Here is a 17,560-nt window from a genome sequence, read left to right as displayed (position 1 = left end):
CGTCCACCAGAATTTCATGGAAGACGGCAGTGAACAACCAAACTTGAAAAAGAACCGCAATATTGAATCAGAAGTCTTTTTACGCTAATATTCAGAATCTAAGCGGTTTGTTGCTCTCTCTAAAACGAGTTACACAAGCCAAATTTCTGAGACTAGGTAGTTGCTCGGAATCTAAGCGGCTTGTTTCACTCTCTATCGTTTTGTTTATGCATGCGATAACAAAGGAAACATGAGTTGCTGATCATCAAAAATGTTTTCACCGTTATTATGAATGAACAGCGTTTCATCAGTTCTAAATTCATTTAATGGCTGATTGCCTGGCGTTGAAAAGCCCAAATGACAACTTATCGTAGTCGCACTGGCTAATTCATTCAAAATTTCTGGCAATTGGGCTGTTCTTTGACCAAAAATATCGAGACATTCCAAGTTATTTTTATTTTGAATCGCCACAACTACTACGTCACGTTTTTTCGAATAATACACACAATCGCGCATGAAATTATCACAGTAAAACATCAATAATCCGTAATTATCAATAAAAGATAATTTAGCATATGGGTTACCGGCTTGATACTTTTGTTGAAGTATTTTTTGATCAACCGTTTGGTCCATATTCAATTTTCTAAAATCACCGGTCTGAGGACGTATTGGCAGCGTAGTTTGATACTGTCGAGCTTTTTGGAAGCCAAACTTAGGGTAAAAGTCTAAGACAGTCTCATTCGCGAATAAATAAATGCCATCGCTTCGATCAGCAAAATCATTGAGGACCGTTTCCATTAAATATTTAGCTAAACCTTGATGTTGATAGTTTTCAGCCGTCATGACTGTGCCTAACTGTATATAGTGCTTGATCTGACCATCTAAAACCATCTTCATTCGATTGACCGAAACATTGGCAATAACTTTGTTGTCATCTACCAAACAATAAGGAATATAATCATCCGACCAAAAGCCCTTTTGGTACCACTGTTCAAACGATAAATCAAAAGTTGCTCTTGCCAAGTCAATAAAACTCTGGCGAAGCACTTCATCATCTCGAACTTGTTTCACTAATTTATATTTCATATTAACTCCTATTGCAAAACAAAACCCCAACGTCTGCCGTTGAGGTCTTTTTTTACTCGTTATATGGATGAACACAATCAGCCAAACGCGACTGAATATAATTCAACTCTGTTTTTTTAAGTTCCCGACTCTCATCGATTGTTTTGACAAGGCCAAGAATCGTCTCTTTATCAGTCTCGTTAGTCAAATCCAAACAGTACCCATTGCGACGCAAGAAGAAATCCATTGCAGCAATAGCTGTCTGAGTGTTGTACTTTTCAAAAATATCATCACTGATGATCGTACAGAACAAATGCGTCAAATAAACATTCAGTTGGTCAAATTGATTCAAGAACTCAACGTTACTAGCTAAGCGTTTTTCACTGAAAGTTATTTCTTCACTGTCATTGATAGCCAAATGAATCGCCACGATTTGATCGTAAGTTAGTTTTTCTAGTTTGTTATCCATTATTTTACCTAATTAAATTATTTTTTCGATCTCAAGTAAGTCGCTGACTTTGTGATCATAGTCAAAATCGACTTCATTAGCATTCAACAAGATCGTCTTTGCACCTACGTTATGCCCAAAATCGACGTCGATCTGCCGATCCCCAATGACCCAAAGGTCTTCTTTTTGGATGTCGTATTTATTCATCAAATAATTCAACATGTCAGGATCAGGTTTACGCTTGAAACCATTGGAAACACTAATTATTTCCTTGAAATAGTGTTCGATCCCTAACGATTCAGCTAAATCATAGATCGAATTGTCTCGATGCGTAATGATGAATTGCATCGCATGCTTTTCATCATAATACTTTAAGACATCTTCAATATGTGGGATCAAAGTAATTTTGTCGTGAAAGTCCTTTTCATAACGAAAGTAGGCTTTATAAAAAATATCGACTGCTTTTTGTGTATCATCTTCATCTTTTAATAGATCTGTTACAAATTTTCTAACTGAGTTTTTTTTAGATTCTTTAAAAATAGTATCCTTCGATAAACTAATATCAAAATTCTCTCTAAGAGACTTTTGCGTAGCTGAAACGATCCCTGGATAACTATTTGCAATCGTATCATCGAAATCCCATACAATACTTTCCATTATCAACGCTCCATCAAAATAGTTACTGGTCCATCATTGGTCAATGACACTTGCATGTCGGCACCAAATTCGCCAGTTTCAACATTCAAATCATAAGCACGCAAAGCCTGGTTGAAGCGGTCGTACTTTTGGCTGGATGTCTTAAAGTCTCCTGCTCCAGTAAAACTAGGTCGATTGCCATGCTTAGTATCAGCATACAATGTAAATTGAGAAATTGATAGAATTTCTCCATCAATATCTTTGATCGATAAGTTCATCTTATCATCGGCATCAGAAAAGACGCGCATATTAGCCACTTTCCGAGCCATGTATTCCAAAGTTTCATCTGTATCTTCGTCAGCAAAAGCTACTAGCAAACAAAATCCCTGATCGATTTGACCAAGGATTTTGTCATCTACGGTAACTTTAGCTTTCGACACTCGTTGAATAACAACTTTCATCTAAGCTACCGTCCTCTTGATTTCGTAAACATTCGGGATATTCTTCAGTTTAGAAATAATATTATCCAAGTGTTCCTTGTTATTGACACCAATACTTACATGAATGATAGCCAATTTATCTTTATCCAAACGGCCGATCACATTGTTGAGCGTATTGGTATTAGAATTTATTACTTGTAATACTTCGTTGATCAAGCCATTGCGGTTGAAGGCATAAACGTCCAAATCAGCTGTGTAGCGCTTCTCTTTAGTAACGTTGTCCCAGTTGACATCAATAAATCTTTGTTTAGCTTCGTCGCTTTGAACGTTAGGACAATCAGCTCGGTGAATCGTCAAGCCACGGCCCTTGGTGATGTAACCGACGATCTTGTCGCCAGGAATTGGGTTACAGCACTTAGCTAAACGGATCAACAAATTGTCGATTCCTTGAACAGAAATACTGCTGTTGGCATTGTTACGTTCCTTCTTTAACTTAGGACTGTCAACTTGAACCGGTGTCTTGTCATCGGTCGCAGTGATAACTTGCTCTTCAAGTTCCTTCTTTTCGGCTTCTTTTTTACGTTCAGGATCTTCACTGACTAACTTGTGAACCACGTTGATCGGTGAAAGTTCTCCATAACCGACCGCATTGAATAATTCATCAGGATCAGTGTAATTGAAGATCTTCATAGCCAATTCCAAGTGTTTCTTATCAAGATATTTCTTACTAGAAAGGGAACGGTTCTTCAATTCGTTTTCGATCGATTCACGGCCGAGAACGATATTCTCCTCACGGTCTTTAGTTCTGAAGTAACGTTTGATCTTGTTGCGAGCTCGGGCTGTATAAACGACGTTGACCCAGTCACGACTTGGTTCAGAATTAGAATTCGTCAACATTTCAACAATGTCGCCATTCTTCAACTGATAATTCAATGGCACCATTCTGCCACTGACTTTGGCACCAACAGAGTGGTTTCCGACCTCAGTGTGAACTTGATAGGCAAAATCCAAAGTGACAGCACCCTTAGGTAGTTCAATGACTTCGCCTTCAGGTGTAAAGACGTAAACTCGATCGTTAAAGATCTCGCCTTTGACTGACTTCATAAAGTCCGCCGCATTGTCAGAGTTCTCCTGCAATTCTAGGATTTCACGGAAGACATCGATTTTTTGTTCATCGTTGTCTAAGTGAACGCCTTCAAAGTTACCTTCCTTGTAAGCCCAGTGAGCAGCCACACCATATTCAGCCACTTGATGCATGGCAAAGGTTCTGATTTGAACCTCTAGTGGTTGGCCTCCTGGTCCAATGATCGTCGTGTGCAATGATTGATAACCATTGGCCTTAGGTACGGCAATGTAATCCTTAAAACGACCAGGGATTGGCTTCCACTTGGAGTGGATCGAACCTAAAACGGCGTAACAATCTTTGACGGAATTGACTACGATCCGGATAGCTAACAAATCATACAATTCAGAGAATTGCTTGTGTTTGTCACGCATTTTTTTATAGATAGAATAAATGTGTTTAGGACGGCCATAGATATCGTATTTGATGCCTAAAGCGTCGACGCTGGTCTTAATATAATCAATCGCTTCAGCGATATAAGCTTCACGTTGATCACGTTTACTATTCATCAAATGAACGATTCGATAGTATTGTTGAGGATTGATATAGTGCAAGGATAGGTCTTCTAGTTCCCATTTGATCTTACTGATACCCAAACGATCAGCTAGTGGAGCGTAGATTTCCAAAGTTTCATTGGCAATTCGACGTTGTTTGTCTGGACGCAAAGCCTTTAGAGTTCGCATATTGTGCAAACGGTCAGCTAATTTTACCATAATGACCCGCAAGTCCTTAGCAGTTGCTAAGAGCATCTTACGGTGATTTTCAGCCAACAATTCTTGGTGAGAATTATACTTGTACTTGCTGATCTTAGTTACGCCGTCAACGATCGTTGCCATTTGGTCGCCAAAGAGCTCACGCACATCCCCTAGAGTGATATTGGTATCTTCGACTACATCGTGTAAATAACCCGCAGCGACTGTGTAAGGGTCCATGTGCAAGGATGCCAAAATCTCAGCTACTTGAGTTGGGTGAATAATGTATGGTTCACCAGTAGCACGCTTTTGTTCTTTGTGAACATAGGCCGCAAAGTTGTAAGACTTATTGACAAATTCCACGTGTTCCTCATTCATGTAGTCCCGGCAAATATCTAGGACTTCTTCTGGCGTATAATCTTTAATTTTCTTCATAAAATATTCACCCCGTTACAATAAAAAGCACTCAACGAGTGCTTTACTTTACATATCATTATGCTTATTTAATCACAAAAACACAATTACTTTTCTTTTTCAAATAAGAAATATATTAGAATACTCAAAACTAAGTATATTCCAGCAAGAAAATAACCATAGCGACCATACTTCACTAATACGCTGATCACAAAGATCACTGGAAATATCACTAGATTATAAAACGACAACTGATATTTTCTCGTAAACCAGCCAATGAAGCCAGCAAAGAAAATATTAATAATGAAGAACAACCAAATAATTCGATTGGTTCTTCCTAAATGAAAGAGATTAAATAAAATTGGCATTACGAATACCAATAAGATTGAGATTAAAGCAATGTAAGTCGTCTTCGACTTTTCAACATTTTTCCAAATATTTTTCACGATCTGTTCCTCATTTTACAGTTAGTTCGTACTTATATGATAGCACTGATAGGAAATACATGGGTGCTGTTTCTGCTCGCATAATTCTTGGTCCCAAACCGACTGATAAAAAGTCCGCTTGATTCAAAAAGTCGATTTCTTCTGGGGCAAAGCCACCTTCTGGTCCAAAAGCACAGATGACTGATTTAGGCATTTCATTTAGAGTCTGAGCTAAACGACTGATCTCGCCTTGTTTAGCCGACTCTTCATAAGCTACCAAGTTAGCTTCAGCTTTATATTGAACTAAATCTTTCAATTTATCGACATAAATGACTTCTGGAATGATACGTCGCTTTGACTGTTGAGCCGCATTTTTAGCAATTTCTTGCAACCGAGCCAATTTCTTTTCAACGACGTTAGGTTTCCAATTCATGATCGAATATCTTGAATCAAAGAAAATGATTCGTTTAGCGCCCAATTCCGTCGACTTCTGCGTGATCCATTCGATCTTGTCCTTTTTGGATAAAGAACATGCAATCGTCACGTCGATCGGCATTTCTGTACTATTCTTAGTTGATTTTTCAACGTCGACTGCAATGAATTTACTATCAGGATCAATGGAATCGATTGTCGCCATGAATAAATTTTCAGTTGGATCAACTAGAGAGATCACATCACCAGATTTATGGCGCATTACTTTAGCCACATGCTTGATAGTTTCTGGATCTACTATTTGAAACTTATTACTATTAATTGTCTCTTTAACGAAGTATTGCTCCATCTTCCGCCTCGTACTCTTCTTTTCTTCTACAGATCAACGTTGACCAACCTTTCAAATGGAAGGCTTCCAAAACTACAAAACCGATTCCAGCCATTTTTTCAGTGATCAATGCTTCTTTTTCATTGATAATACCAGATAAGACGACAAAACCGTTCTTATTCAAATGACGGTCAATATCAGGAATGAATTGTTGAATAATATCTTGCAAAATATTAGCCACAATAACATCAACTTTGCCCTCAACGCCATCCAACAATGAATTTTCAAAGACTTCAATATCTTCACAGCCTGGGTTCAACTGAATATTCTCTTTGGCAGCTCTGACCGCTTCAGGATCAAGGTCATAAGCTTTGATATCCTTTACACCGAGTTGACGAGCTTGGATCGAAAGGATTCCTGAGCCAGTTCCAACATCGTACATCGATTCAGCGTCGCCTAGGATCAATTCCAACGCTTGCATACATGAATAAGTTGTTGGATGTGTACCAGTACCAAAAGATTTACCTGGGTCCATGACAATAATATGTTCATCGGCATATTTAGGCTGGTAGTCGACCCAATTAGGTACGACCGTTAGATAGCGACTAATTTTGACTGGGTGGTAATATTGCTTCCATTCATTTTCCCAGCTGCTATCATCCATTTCACTGACTGAAACTTCAACGCCAGTGATGTCAAAGCCAAATTTGGGCAAGGCCTTCAATTGTTGTTTTAAATCATTTAGAATTTTTTCGTCATAATTATTCTCATCAAAGTAAGAATTGATCTTTGTTTTTACATTATCATTTTCATCATCGACAAGCTCAGTTCCTTGAGCGCCAACACGCATAAAAATGTCAGAAATAATTTCTTGGTCGAAATCATTGGGAACTGCGACCGTTATTTTTTTCCAAAGCATAAATGTTCCTCCATTATTAATAAGATTACTAGAAAAAGTCCATAAAAAAAAGACGTTACCGTCTTTATTTAACTAAAAAATTAATTGTATTCATAAATTCTGCTTCATGGGATTGAATTTTGGCCTTTGAGGCTTCCAAACTCAATCGATCCAACAAGTTATGCTCGGTATCAAGACAATTGATGGCATCGATCAAATCAATGAAATAGTTATCGAGACTCTGGGCAATCAAGGAGTCCTCTAACTGGTACTTAGTGATATATGAGTTGCATAATCTGATAAATCGGTGAATGTTAGAAATATAATTATCAGTCAAACGTGCATAAGTTTCGTAACGTAAAGCTTCCCCGCGTTCAATGATTTTCATCGTCTTAAAATATTCCGTGAATACTTCCCGATAAGTTAAAAATCTTTCTAATAAAACATTGGTTTCTAAAATACGATATTTATTAGTTTCTAGCTTCATAATAGTACACCTCATTTCTTCTTTAAAAATAATATCATATGATATAAATTATTAAAAGTATTAGTTTTAAATAATAATAAGATTAAAAAAAAGAACAATCTACTTGTTGTCAGATTGTTCCTTAGTATCAAATGCTTTTTTTCGTAAAGATTCATTATCCTTAAATAACTTTTGAGCCTCAGATAATTTCTTAGGACTATTCTTAATTTCTTGAGAAATTTTACTAAAATCATTTTTGGCAGGATCTTCTTGATGCTTTCTGAAAAGACTCATACTAATCGCTCCTTATCCTGTTGTATCGCTATTTATTATATAACAATCATTGAAAATATATCATTAAAAATGAAAATAAATTATCACTTTCCAAAATATCTTTCCTTTTAAAAAATAATAGCTTTGTTATTATATACTAAGTAAGCTTTAAAGTAATAGGGATTGGTGACAAATAATAATGAGTAAAAAGAAAAAAGTACAAAAAACTCTCGTTGAAAAAATTCTCGATAAAGAAAAGGTCAGCTATGAACCCATCACTTTTGAAACTGAAGCTGATGGCGATACACAAGAATTAGTAACTGACCAAAGCACTCGCGACGGATACAAAATTTATAAAACTTTAGTCCTAACTGGTAACAAGACTGGTCCATTAGTTGGCATGTTGCCTTTGGACAAACACTTGAGCTACAAGAAGTTAGCTAAGATCTCTGGCAACAAAAAAGTTGGTATGGTCCCCTTGAAGGACCTTGTGAAGACAAGTGGCTTTGAACACGGAGCCAACAGTCCAGTTGGTATCCATTCCCTGCACAACTATCCGATCTATTTTGCTGATGAGGCCGATCACTCAGAAAAAATCATTGTTTCAGCTGGTAAAATCGGTCAATCGATCCTAGTTGAACCACATGAATTAGCCAAAGCTGTCAACGCTAGCTTTGGGGACTTTGCAGTTGATAATCCAGAATAATTCAAGTAAAAATGGTCTCTGATTCCAATCGAATCAGGGGCCATTTATTAGTTTAGCTTCACTTTCTAATTCATCTTAAATGATAATTCAATTTGCTTTCGCATCTCAGGATCAGATTCAGTCAAAAAACGACGGTCGACCTTAAATAATTCCTGGTAGAACAAACGACGAGCATAATTGTCAACATCATCCAAGAAACCAGCATTGCCAAAGCTGAATGTACTCAACCACAAGTTGTTTTGATCATCCAAAGCTCTAATATAAATTACTACATCATTGTCATTAACATCTTTTACTTCCATGGGACGATAAAAATTAGCGACAAAAATATTCTGACGGATCTCTTTTGACGATACCTTATTGACGCTGTCTTTTTTGCTTTCCGCAATGATCTTAGGAAAATCCCTTGCATAATAAGGTTTCCCGACAAACATCAAGTCGACTATTTGTTGATTGTGCTGTAAAATTTGATTCAAATCTTTTTTTAATTGTTCTTGAGTATATTCCATGATTGACCTCTTTCCTCTATTAAGACTATAATTTTATGTAAGCGAAAACACAAGGCCATAAATTGCTTTGAAAGCACAAAAAAACTCCAATGAGCTATCATTGAAGTTTAATTAATATAATTTATGCAGCTTTGTTTTTCAAATTTTCGATAGCTTTTTCAATGGTTGTACCGTTACCAAAGTGATTGCTATCATTAACATCAACTGCTGTGAATAATTGATCGTTAAGATCTAAAAGAATTTTGTATTTCATTATTCACGCCTCCTTTATGTTCCGTATATCTAAGAGATAGCGACTGATTGTTATATTACATGCTTGATCAATCAAAGTCAATCAAAAGGTCTTTAGCTTGATTTTATATAAATTATGAATATAATTTAAGACACAAATAAAAAAGGAGAACTAAATGAACAACATTTGGAAATACGTTTTGGGCTTCTTCATTGCCCTAATATTATTCTCACTCTTGATCCACGTGATATTACCTTTGGTATTTATTCTAGCCATCATCGGCGGAATTTATTACCTAATCAAGAGACACCAAAAGAGCAAGTTCACGCCTGAGGGTCGTCGTAAAGTAAACTAAAATATAATTTCTTTTATTTAATTCAAAAATCCACTGATTCTTAAATTTGAGTCAGTGGATTTTTATGTCTGCTTTAAAAGAGTTCAGCAAACTTATTTTCGGTTCTTTTTCATATTTGGTTGTTCACTGCCGTCTTCCATATTTTGTTGCACTCGTTAATTTTTACTTGGTTGGTTTATCAATATCAGCAGTAGCCGAGATCAACAACAATACTCCCCCAGCAACTGCAGCCGAGAGTAAATTGGAATTACTGAACCATTTAAAAATAAAGCCCAAAATAGCAACTACTAATAGTAATATGCCCAACCAGCGATCTAATTTCATTAATAAATTCATTTTGCACGTCCTTTTATTATTATTTTTAATCAAAAAATACTAAAATAGAAGGCGAATTGACTATTATTGATATTATACATTATCTGGAGGGATAAAAATGGACAAGGCACAGAGACTGAGTATTTTAGATGATTTGATCAAGTTGGAGACCGTAAATGGCAATGAAGAAATTGTTGCTAATTATCTCAAGGATCTCTTTGAAAAAAACGATATCGAAACTGAATTGAATAAATATTCTGATGGCAGATATAACTTGATTGCTACGATCAAAAAGGGCGACGGACCTATTCTTGGTTTCACTGGTCATGAGGATGTCGTCCCTACTGTTGACGATAATAAGTGGAATTACGGTCCCTTCAATCCTAAACACATCGATGGCAAAATCTTCGGCCGTGGCTCATCTGACATGAAAGGTGGACTCGCTGGACTTGCTATCGCTATGATCGAGCTAAACGAAGATGCAAACTTTACTGGCAACATTAAATTCATCGCCACTGTCGGTGAAGAAGTTGGTGAAATCGGTTCTGAAAAATTGGCTGCTGAAGGCTACGCCGACGATTTGAGTGCTTTGATTGTTGGCGAACCAAGTAACTCAACTTCAACTCTAGCAATGCAAAAACTGATCCACACCGGTTTGATCGAAACTAATGGTCAAACTCCAGAGACAAGAATTGCAGCTTTCTGTGCCCACAAAGGTTCAGTTACTTATAAGATCGTCTCACGTGGCCGTGCTGCCCACAGTTCCATGCCAGAGCTTGGCATCAATGCTTTGGATAATTTGATTGCCTACTACAACAAGCAAAACGATTACTTTACTGAATTAGTCAAAACTGAAGACGACGTCTTGGGGACAACTAAACCATCCGTTACGATTTTAAACGCTGGTAAACAAGAGAATACTATCCCTGATTACGCTGAAATGACCGTTAAGATCAGAACTATTCCAGAACACAGCAACGACGTTATCATCAAAGAACTCAAAGATTTAATTGCTAAAATGAATGCTGCTGATCCTAACATGAAACTTGAATTCCAATTATTGAGCAGCAACTGGCCTGTTAAAACTGATCTCGATTCCGACTTTATCAAACTCGTCAAAGCTAGCTACAAGGACGTTTTAGGCGTAAACATTTTGGCCGTCGGTGCTCCCGGTGGTACTGATGCTTCGAAGTTCGTCCAAGCAAACCACAATCTTGATGTTGTTGTCGCAGGACCCGGTAATGAGTCGGCTCACCAAATAAATGAATTCTTGTTCGAAGACGACTATTTGAAGTATATTGATATTTATAAGACTATTGCTACTAAGTATTTTGCATAAAATAAAAGTAATAAGTAAAACTGCACTTTATTAACAGTGCAATCTGAAAAAAGATCGATGCGGAAATAAATCCGTATTGATCTTTTAATTTTATATGGATTGTTGTCTTAAACGTCGATCAGTTTCATTTTTCAATAATTGATAGATTGTAGCTGCTATCGGAACTCCTAATAACATTCCTAAGATACTAGCGACACCCCCCACCAATGGTAATGCTGGCAAGCACCCAAATACCTGGTAAACCAATTGAGGTCCCGACGACACGTGGATAAATCAACTTGCCTTCAACCTCTTGTAAAACAAGAATGAAGAGAACAAATATCAACGCTTGAATTGGTGATTTGACTGCAATCAAGAAGAAGCCACCTGTTCCACCTAAAAATTCATTAGACAGAGTCCTTTGAAAGATTATATCTCTCTTCATATTTTCTATTATTGTCTCTCCATTAGTAATCATATATTGATTCGATCCACTGATACCCAAAGTTTTGTCATATGAAATCATGGCTTTATGCTTTGGAAAAGCTACTTATCCGTCCAACTGTATGTAAACGTTTTTATATACATTATTGCTAATCTCAATTTATTGTCATAACATTAAATTATCAATAAACTCGAAAGGATGATTTTATGTATACAGCAGCTAAAGATCGTTATTCAAGAGGTACCGTGCGTCACGCTGGAAAGACTGGCTTGATGCTACCTCCCATTTCATTAGGATTATGGAAAAAATATGGCAGCCAAGATCCATTCTACGACCGAAAAAAAGTTATCTTACATGCTTTTGATAAAGGAATCTTCCATTTCGATAATGCCAACCACTACGGTGATGGTGACTTTGGTAGTTCTGAAAAACTTCTTGGTCAAATTTTAAATGATGAGTTAAAGCCCTATCGTGATGAGCTGGTCATTTCAACGAAAGTTGGTTACGAAATCCATGATGGTCCTTATGGTATCGGTACTTCCAGAAAATCACTTATTCAAGGTATCAATGACTCACTGACAAGATTAAATCTCGACTACGTTGATATTTATTACGCCCATCGTTATGATGATTTGACACCAATTTCAGAAACTGTTCATGCCTTGGATGATATTGTTAAATCCGGTAAAGCTTTGTACGTTGGTGTTTCTAATTTTGAGAAACCTCAACTTGAAGAAGCCATCAGATTATTCAAACAACTTGGCACACCTTTTGTGCTCGACCAAATGAGTATGAATATTCTTAATAATCATGTTGAGAACAGTGGAATTATTGATGTTCTCAAAAACAACGGTGCTGGAGCTATTGCTTATGGTCCCCTTTCCGAAGGATTATTATCAGACCGGTATCTAAATGGTATTCCCGATAGTTTTAAAATCCATCATACTAACCAACAACTCTTTGATAACGGTAAAGATGTCTTGGTCAAAAAGCTCAACGACTTAAACGACATCGCCAAGAACCGTGACCAAACTCTCAGCCAAATGTCACTTGCATGGTTGCTGAGAGATCCGGTTGTTGCCAGTGTAATTATCGGTACGACTAGCATTGAACATCTTGATGATAATTTAAAGACACTTGATAATCTTGACTTCAGTCAGGATGAAATTGATGCTATCGACAAATTGATCAAATAATAATATCCAGTGAAAATTGAATTTTTATTGAAAAATATTTCAAATTAAAGTTGACTCTCATTTCAATTTAGTTTAAAGTACGCGAGTACTCTAAAAAGAAATGAGGGTCATTTTATGTTGGCAATCGAAACAGATAATCTATCGAAGAACTATCATGAATTTCAAGCACTTAACAATGTAAATCTTAAAATCGAATCTGGATCAATCTACGGTTTTATTGGGTTGAACGGAGCTGGAAAAACCACAACAATGAGAATTTTGTTGAACATGATTAAGGCTTCCAAGGGTAATGCACAAATTTTAGGACAAGATATCTCACATGTATCAGCTGAGTTTTGGAATCAAGTCGGCTACTTGATCGAAACACCTCATGCTTACAAAAATATGACAGTTAAAGAGAATTTAGATATTTATGGCGAACTAAGAATGTTATCTAAACACGATCGACGTAAACGCATTAATGAGCTGATGGATATCTTACAGTTGACACAATACAAGAACACATTAGTCAGAGATCTATCACTTGGTAATAACCAAAAAATTGGATTAATTAAAGCTTTGATTCATCATCCTAAAATTCTGTTATTGGACGAACCTACTAATGGGCTTGATCCAACAGGATTAACAGCAGTAAGAAGATTAATCTTAGACGAGGCCAAAAATTATGGCACGACCATCCTGATTTCAAGTCATATATTGGATGAAATGGAAAAAATGGTGACAGAAATTGGTATTTTAAATCATGGGCAACTAATTTTACAACAGTCCCGAAACGAGTTTGAGAAAGATGCTCGCAAAACACTACATTTAAAGTTTTCCTCTGCAAGTGACATGCAAGCAGCAAAAATAGTGATGAAGTATATTCTTGTTCGGGAATCTCCCAAAGAAAGGAAAATTGAGGTTCCAATTATTGCCGAGAAAACAGTGAATCAAGTTGAACAAACGTTAGCCACCAATCAAATATTTCCAATCAGTAATCATGTAGAACGTGAAAGTTTAGAAAAATATTTTTTGAGAGAGATTGGTGAAAAACAGTGAAAAGAAATGTAAAAAGTATTCGCGTTGCACTACAGGTGGAACTACAAAAAACTTTTAAAAGTAAATTAGTATTAATGGTTAGTCTAGCCTTTTTATTTCTGTTATTGATTCGACGAGGCCAAAACTGGCAGACCTTTACAGAGAATGCTCTCTTCTTATATACCTCATTAATTGGTATGGTCGGTTTTGGTGTGGTAAGCAGTTGGGTGTTTGCTCATGAATACCAAGACGGAGTGTTTAAGGACCTATTAGCCCTACCAATTTCACGAATGGAAATTATTATCGCAAAATTGTTGGTGATAGAGATTGCAGGAGTAATCATTGCCGGAATCTGTACGATAATTATGTTAATATTTGGTATAACCCTTTTCCATACGACAATTCCTGGAGACATAGTCGTCGAATCTATCAGAAAAATTCTAGTCATAACAGCGTTAGACTTACCCCTTGCACTTTTATGGCCACTACTTGCTTCTTTATGGAAAAGTGCAATCTTACCAATGTCACTGTCCTTTATAACCGTGATTATATCAGTCGTGTTTTCTTCGGAATCGATTGGCAGATTTATTCCGTGGGCCATTCCAGGCTACTATTTAGCAAACAATGGGAATTTACCATATTTAAGCACAGTAATCCTATCGTTAATTGGCATTGTTGGTATTATTGGAACGGCGTACATCTGGATTCGAAGGGATCAAAAATAAAAAACGATTGGAGTTGTTAAGATGACTAAAGCTCAAAGACGACGTGGTGCAGATTTAGAAAATGCAATTTTAAAAGTCGCTTGGCAACATTTAGACGAAGTCGGGTATGAAAACTTCTCAATGACTGAAGTGGCAAACTTGGCCGGCACCAGCAAAAGTGCTATATACAAACGATGGCCTAAGAAAGTTGCTTTAGTAATGGCGGCAATGGCCAAGTATACTCCAGACCTGAACTTACAAACTTCATTGTCAGGAGACCTGAGAACGGATTTAATTAATTCCCTATCGGTTTTAAAGCCAATTTTTACGGCAACGACTCCAAAAAACATTCAAGGAATCATCGCAGATGGATTAGTCTATTCAGAAACTCAGACATTTTTAAATGCCATTAATGGTGATAATTTAATAAATCAACAGGTTCGACACGTGTTAACCCAATTTGGTGACCTGCAGGAATGGACACAAAGGCAACTGCATCTTCCGGGTCTTTTGGTCATCAACGAAGTTTTGCAGAAAGGAACTTTGGAATCAAAAGATATTATAAGTATTGTAGATGAAGAATTAATACCAGTTTACAATGATAAATTGGTGAATACACAAGACATGCATCAATAAATTCTTCTTTAATTACTAATGTAAAAGCCCCATCAAATATTGGATGAAAAACTCCAAATTTGATGAGGCTTTTATTTTAATATTTTCACGAGGGTTCGTTCAATTCAAAAAGTAACGGATTGCAATCGGCAGATATATCGACATTCAGTTCTAATTTAGCTCTCGTAACACCAACATATAAAAGTCGTCGTTCTTCCTCAATAAAGGCTGAATACTCTTTGGTTGCGTTATACAAAGCAATAACTAATCCCATATTATCCTTAGCAGTCATGCTTCTCTTAATATCATTAACGTCAAAATTTTCATCATCCAATAAATCAGAATATTCACCGATCAAAGCATTCTCAAAATAACCATCCATTTTTTTCTTATAGGAAAATAACTGATTACTGAATATGCCAACAAAATCGTTAAAACTAATATTTGGATGAAAATACTCATTTATTTGTAAACTGCCACGATGAAGTTCTTTATCAGTTAAACCATATAAATAAACATATTTGAATTCTAATCCTTTTGCCTGATGCAAGGACAAGAACTGTACTTGAAATTTCTGCGAAACAAACTCACCCTTTTTAGTAAGTATGGCCTCTTTCTTATCTTCTTGAGTGAAAAAAGTATTTGGTGAGCTAATTTCTGAAACTTCATCTTCCAGATAAGTAAATAATTTTGTTAATTCCTTAATAGATATATATTTGTTGGAACACATAAAGTCAAAGTACTTCGACGACAATTCCTTGGCGGAATTAAATAACTTCAAGGTAATATCGGAATTATTTTTGGATCCACCATTTTTCTTCAACGCTTGAATCATATTGAATTCTTTAATTACCTGTACATCAAAGGATTCTCCATAATCGTCCAATTCAGTTTTAGTTAATGAACTCATGGTATCTTTTACCAAATCTAAATACTTACTTAATTTAACTATCCGAACTTTGCCATAACGAAGCTTTATCTCGTCAATATGATCTGTATAGTTTCTAAATCCAATTCGCCTTGATTGACCGTAGAAATATTTAAATTTATCATCCCATAAAGCACGCATGAGTTCTACGATAACTTTATAATAAGTGTTCTGCTGAAGGACTAACTTGTTATTGCCTAAATTAGAATAGATTTTCCTATTGGCTAACCAGTCAGCCGCAATCGATCTGGCCGAATTATAGCGGACTAGCACAGCAATATCATTATTATCAATATTGGAATTCTCAATTTGTCCCACCAGATGTTCAAGTATAGATTCAGTTTTAACTGTATTTTCTTGAGGTTTATAAAAGAAAATCTTTCCTGTCTGTGAATCAACAGCTCCTAACGATTTATTAAGTCGAATTGAATTCTTTGTGATGGAGGGAATCACGCAGCGTAAAATATTTCCTCCAGTACGATAATTGGTGGATAAATTCAATGTTTTAGTATTTGACATTAAATTGCGATAATTCATGATGTATTTAGGGTCACTACCTCTAAACGAATAAATACTCTGATCATCATCACCAATCACAATCAATCGATCCAGCGTCTCTTTACTCAATAACTTAGATATTATTTCCCACTGTAAACTATCAATATCTTGAAATTCATCGATCACAACTAATTTATAACGACTCATAATATCTCGATATTTTTTTAAGTTTCTCTCCTGTTTCATACTTCTCAGTAGAAGAAGCTTCATGTCATTGAAATCTATCAAACCATTTTGAGCTTTTAACTCTTGATAATAGTTTATGACCTCAAAATAATCTTGATAAAATCCCCAATCATGGACTTCACGTGTATATTGACTCAAAATATCAACTACTTGTTGATCAGTCATCTTTTCAGATCCATTAAGATTAAGGCCATCGATCGTTAAATTTTGATTGATCAAATAATTATTCAATGAAAAAATTTGATTCAAAATTTCACTTTTACTCATGACCTTACTAGGATGAGTTATCCTTTCGCTTAATTGTTTTTCGAAACAACTATATCCATCCAAAACGTGGATTTCCCTATATTCTTCATTTGTCATCAATAAGCGCAGAAATAATGAATGGAAAGTAAAAAAATCAGGTCTCAGATTTTCATAATTCAAACCTACATTGAAAAGCTCATCAACATATTCATTATATCGGTGATCCATATCCAACTTTGATTTTCTAGAGAACGTAATCCCTAATACTTCTTGTGGTTCGACTAAATTCCGTGTCAAAGCGACCAAAATCATCAGAATAAAAATGGTCGTCTTCCCCGAACCTGCACAAGCATTGATCAGTAAAGGAGTTTCATGGGAATTAGAAAGTATTCTTTGCTGCTCTTTTGAAAACGTCAGATCTAATCCCGATTCCATTAATGAAATAATAGTATCGGTCGAAATAATCGATTGCGTGTCCATGGTAGTTGATTCCTTTCTAGTTTCTTGATAGGAATATTATAAATAGACTCTGATATTTTAAGATACTCTTATTGGCAAATAAAAATAACTGAAAACAAATTGATTGTCATCTATACCTTTATACACATTGC

The 17,560-nt window shown here is 36.0% G+C and carries 22 protein-coding genes; 7 read left to right on the top strand and 15 right to left on the bottom strand.

Going from position 1 to position 17,560, the window contains the following annotated elements; all coding sequences use genetic code 11:
• Nucleotides 1–204 precede the first annotated feature (204 nt).
• The 10 genes from FD29_RS03855 to FD29_RS11515 all read right to left on the bottom strand — a co-directional run bounded on the left by FD29_RS03855 (nt 205) and on the right by FD29_RS11515 (nt 7,640).
• Entirely contained in the window at nt 205–1,065 is an 861-nt protein-coding gene (locus FD29_RS03855) for a GNAT family N-acetyltransferase (protein WP_057887644.1), read from the bottom strand.
• 52 nt (nt 1,066–1,117) lie between these two features.
• Nucleotides 1,118–1,513 carry a hypothetical protein gene (locus FD29_RS03850; protein WP_057887643.1) on the bottom strand — a complete coding sequence of 132 codons (396 nt, stop codon included), beginning with the start codon at nt 1,511–1,513 and terminating at the stop codon, nt 1,118–1,120.
• 12 nt (nt 1,514–1,525) lie between these two features.
• Nucleotides 1,526–2,149: an HAD-IA family hydrolase gene (locus FD29_RS03845; protein ID WP_057887642.1), complete on the bottom strand. Its 624-nt coding sequence runs from the start codon at nt 2,147–2,149 to the stop codon at nt 1,526–1,528.
• Between the two features lie 2 nt (nt 2,150–2,151).
• Nucleotides 2,152–2,589, bottom strand: coding sequence for a D-aminoacyl-tRNA deacylase (dtd, locus tag FD29_RS03840; RefSeq protein WP_057887641.1), 438 nt, complete (start codon nt 2,587–2,589; stop codon nt 2,152–2,154).
• Nucleotides 2,590–4,818, bottom strand: a complete 2,229-nt coding sequence (locus FD29_RS03835) for a RelA/SpoT family protein (protein ID WP_057887640.1) — start codon at nt 4,816–4,818, stop codon at nt 2,590–2,592.
• An 86-nt stretch (nt 4,819–4,904) separates the two neighbouring features.
• Complete coding sequence (locus tag FD29_RS03830) at nt 4,905–5,243, bottom strand: hypothetical protein (protein ID WP_057887639.1); 339 nt, start codon at nt 5,241–5,243, stop codon at nt 4,905–4,907.
• Nucleotides 5,244–5,253: 10 nt separating this feature from the next.
• Nucleotides 5,254–6,003 (bottom strand): RsmE family RNA methyltransferase, encoded by a 750-nt coding sequence (locus tag FD29_RS03825; RefSeq protein WP_057887638.1) that lies wholly within the window; start codon nt 6,001–6,003, stop codon nt 5,254–5,256.
• A complete protein-coding gene (gene prmA, locus FD29_RS03820; protein ID WP_057887637.1) occupies nt 5,984–6,901 on the bottom strand; it encodes a 50S ribosomal protein L11 methyltransferase in 918 nt (305 codons plus the stop codon). The genes FD29_RS03825 and prmA overlap by 20 nt, the downstream gene beginning before the upstream one ends.
• A gap of 64 nt (nt 6,902–6,965) precedes the next feature.
• Nucleotides 6,966–7,367, bottom strand: a complete 402-nt coding sequence (locus FD29_RS03815; RefSeq protein WP_057887636.1) for a hypothetical protein — start codon at nt 7,365–7,367, stop codon at nt 6,966–6,968.
• Nucleotides 7,368–7,466: 99 nt separating this feature from the next.
• Nucleotides 7,467–7,640, bottom strand: a complete 174-nt coding sequence (locus FD29_RS11515; RefSeq protein ID WP_169787453.1) for a hypothetical protein — start codon at nt 7,638–7,640, stop codon at nt 7,467–7,469.
• 178 nt (nt 7,641–7,818) lie between these two features.
• Between FD29_RS11515 and FD29_RS03810 the strand changes: the two genes are divergently transcribed.
• Nucleotides 7,819–8,325 (top strand): aminoacyl-tRNA deacylase, encoded by a 507-nt coding sequence (locus FD29_RS03810; RefSeq protein WP_057887635.1) that lies wholly within the window; start codon nt 7,819–7,821, stop codon nt 8,323–8,325.
• Nucleotides 8,326–8,390: 65 nt separating this feature from the next.
• On the opposite strand, the gene FD29_RS03805 is transcribed toward FD29_RS03810, so the two are convergent.
• A complete protein-coding gene (locus FD29_RS03805) occupies nt 8,391–8,834 on the bottom strand; it encodes a hypothetical protein (protein ID WP_057887634.1) in 444 nt (147 codons plus the stop codon).
• Between the two features lie 121 nt (nt 8,835–8,955).
• Nucleotides 8,956–9,087: a hypothetical protein gene (locus FD29_RS11745; protein WP_268872000.1), complete on the bottom strand. Its 132-nt coding sequence runs from the start codon at nt 9,085–9,087 to the stop codon at nt 8,956–8,958.
• Nucleotides 9,088–9,241: 154 nt separating this feature from the next.
• Between FD29_RS11745 and FD29_RS03800 the strand changes: the two genes are divergently transcribed.
• On the top strand, nt 9,242–9,421 hold the full coding sequence (locus FD29_RS03800) for a hypothetical protein (RefSeq protein WP_057887633.1): 180 nt from the start codon (nt 9,242–9,244) through the stop codon (nt 9,419–9,421).
• Nucleotides 9,422–9,583: 162 nt separating this feature from the next.
• On the opposite strand, the gene FD29_RS11370 is transcribed toward FD29_RS03800, so the two are convergent.
• Nucleotides 9,584–9,757, bottom strand: coding sequence for a hypothetical protein (locus FD29_RS11370; RefSeq protein ID WP_157049379.1), 174 nt, complete (start codon nt 9,755–9,757; stop codon nt 9,584–9,586).
• 97 nt (nt 9,758–9,854) lie between these two features.
• Here FD29_RS11370 and FD29_RS03795 point away from each other — a divergent pair, with 97 nt between their 5' ends.
• Complete coding sequence (locus FD29_RS03795) at nt 9,855–11,075, top strand: M20/M25/M40 family metallo-hydrolase (protein WP_057887632.1); 1,221 nt, start codon at nt 9,855–9,857, stop codon at nt 11,073–11,075.
• 187 nt (nt 11,076–11,262) lie between these two features.
• On the opposite strand, the gene FD29_RS11605 is transcribed toward FD29_RS03795, so the two are convergent.
• Nucleotides 11,263–11,499: a hypothetical protein gene (locus tag FD29_RS11605; protein ID WP_222593572.1), complete on the bottom strand. Its 237-nt coding sequence runs from the start codon at nt 11,497–11,499 to the stop codon at nt 11,263–11,265.
• A gap of 206 nt (nt 11,500–11,705) precedes the next feature.
• On the opposite strand from FD29_RS11605, the gene FD29_RS03785 reads away from it, so the two are divergent.
• The 4 genes from FD29_RS03785 (at nt 11,706) to FD29_RS03770 (ending at nt 15,052) form a co-directional block, all read left to right on the top strand.
• Complete coding sequence (locus FD29_RS03785) at nt 11,706–12,695, top strand: aldo/keto reductase (RefSeq protein WP_057887630.1); 990 nt, start codon at nt 11,706–11,708, stop codon at nt 12,693–12,695.
• 114 nt (nt 12,696–12,809) lie between these two features.
• Nucleotides 12,810–13,733 (top strand): ABC transporter ATP-binding protein, encoded by a 924-nt coding sequence (locus FD29_RS03780; protein ID WP_057887629.1) that lies wholly within the window; start codon nt 12,810–12,812, stop codon nt 13,731–13,733.
• Entirely contained in the window at nt 13,730–14,437 is a 708-nt protein-coding gene (locus FD29_RS03775; protein ID WP_057887628.1) for an ABC transporter permease, read from the top strand. The genes FD29_RS03780 and FD29_RS03775 overlap by 4 nt, the downstream gene beginning before the upstream one ends.
• 21 nt (nt 14,438–14,458) lie before the next feature.
• Entirely contained in the window at nt 14,459–15,052 is a 594-nt protein-coding gene (locus FD29_RS03770) for a TetR/AcrR family transcriptional regulator (RefSeq protein ID WP_057887627.1), read from the top strand.
• Between the two features lie 85 nt (nt 15,053–15,137).
• On the opposite strand, the gene FD29_RS03765 is transcribed toward FD29_RS03770, so the two are convergent.
• Entirely contained in the window at nt 15,138–17,429 is a 2,292-nt protein-coding gene (locus FD29_RS03765; protein ID WP_057887626.1) for a UvrD-helicase domain-containing protein, read from the bottom strand.
• Between the last annotated feature and the right edge of the window lie 131 nt (nt 17,430–17,560).

This window comes from Companilactobacillus mindensis DSM 14500, from assembly GCF_001434275.1.
Taxonomy (GTDB): Bacteria; Bacillota; Bacilli; order Lactobacillales; family Lactobacillaceae; genus Companilactobacillus; species Companilactobacillus mindensis.
Note: the sequence above shows the minus strand (reverse complement) of the source record. Positions and strands in the feature narration are given on the sequence as shown.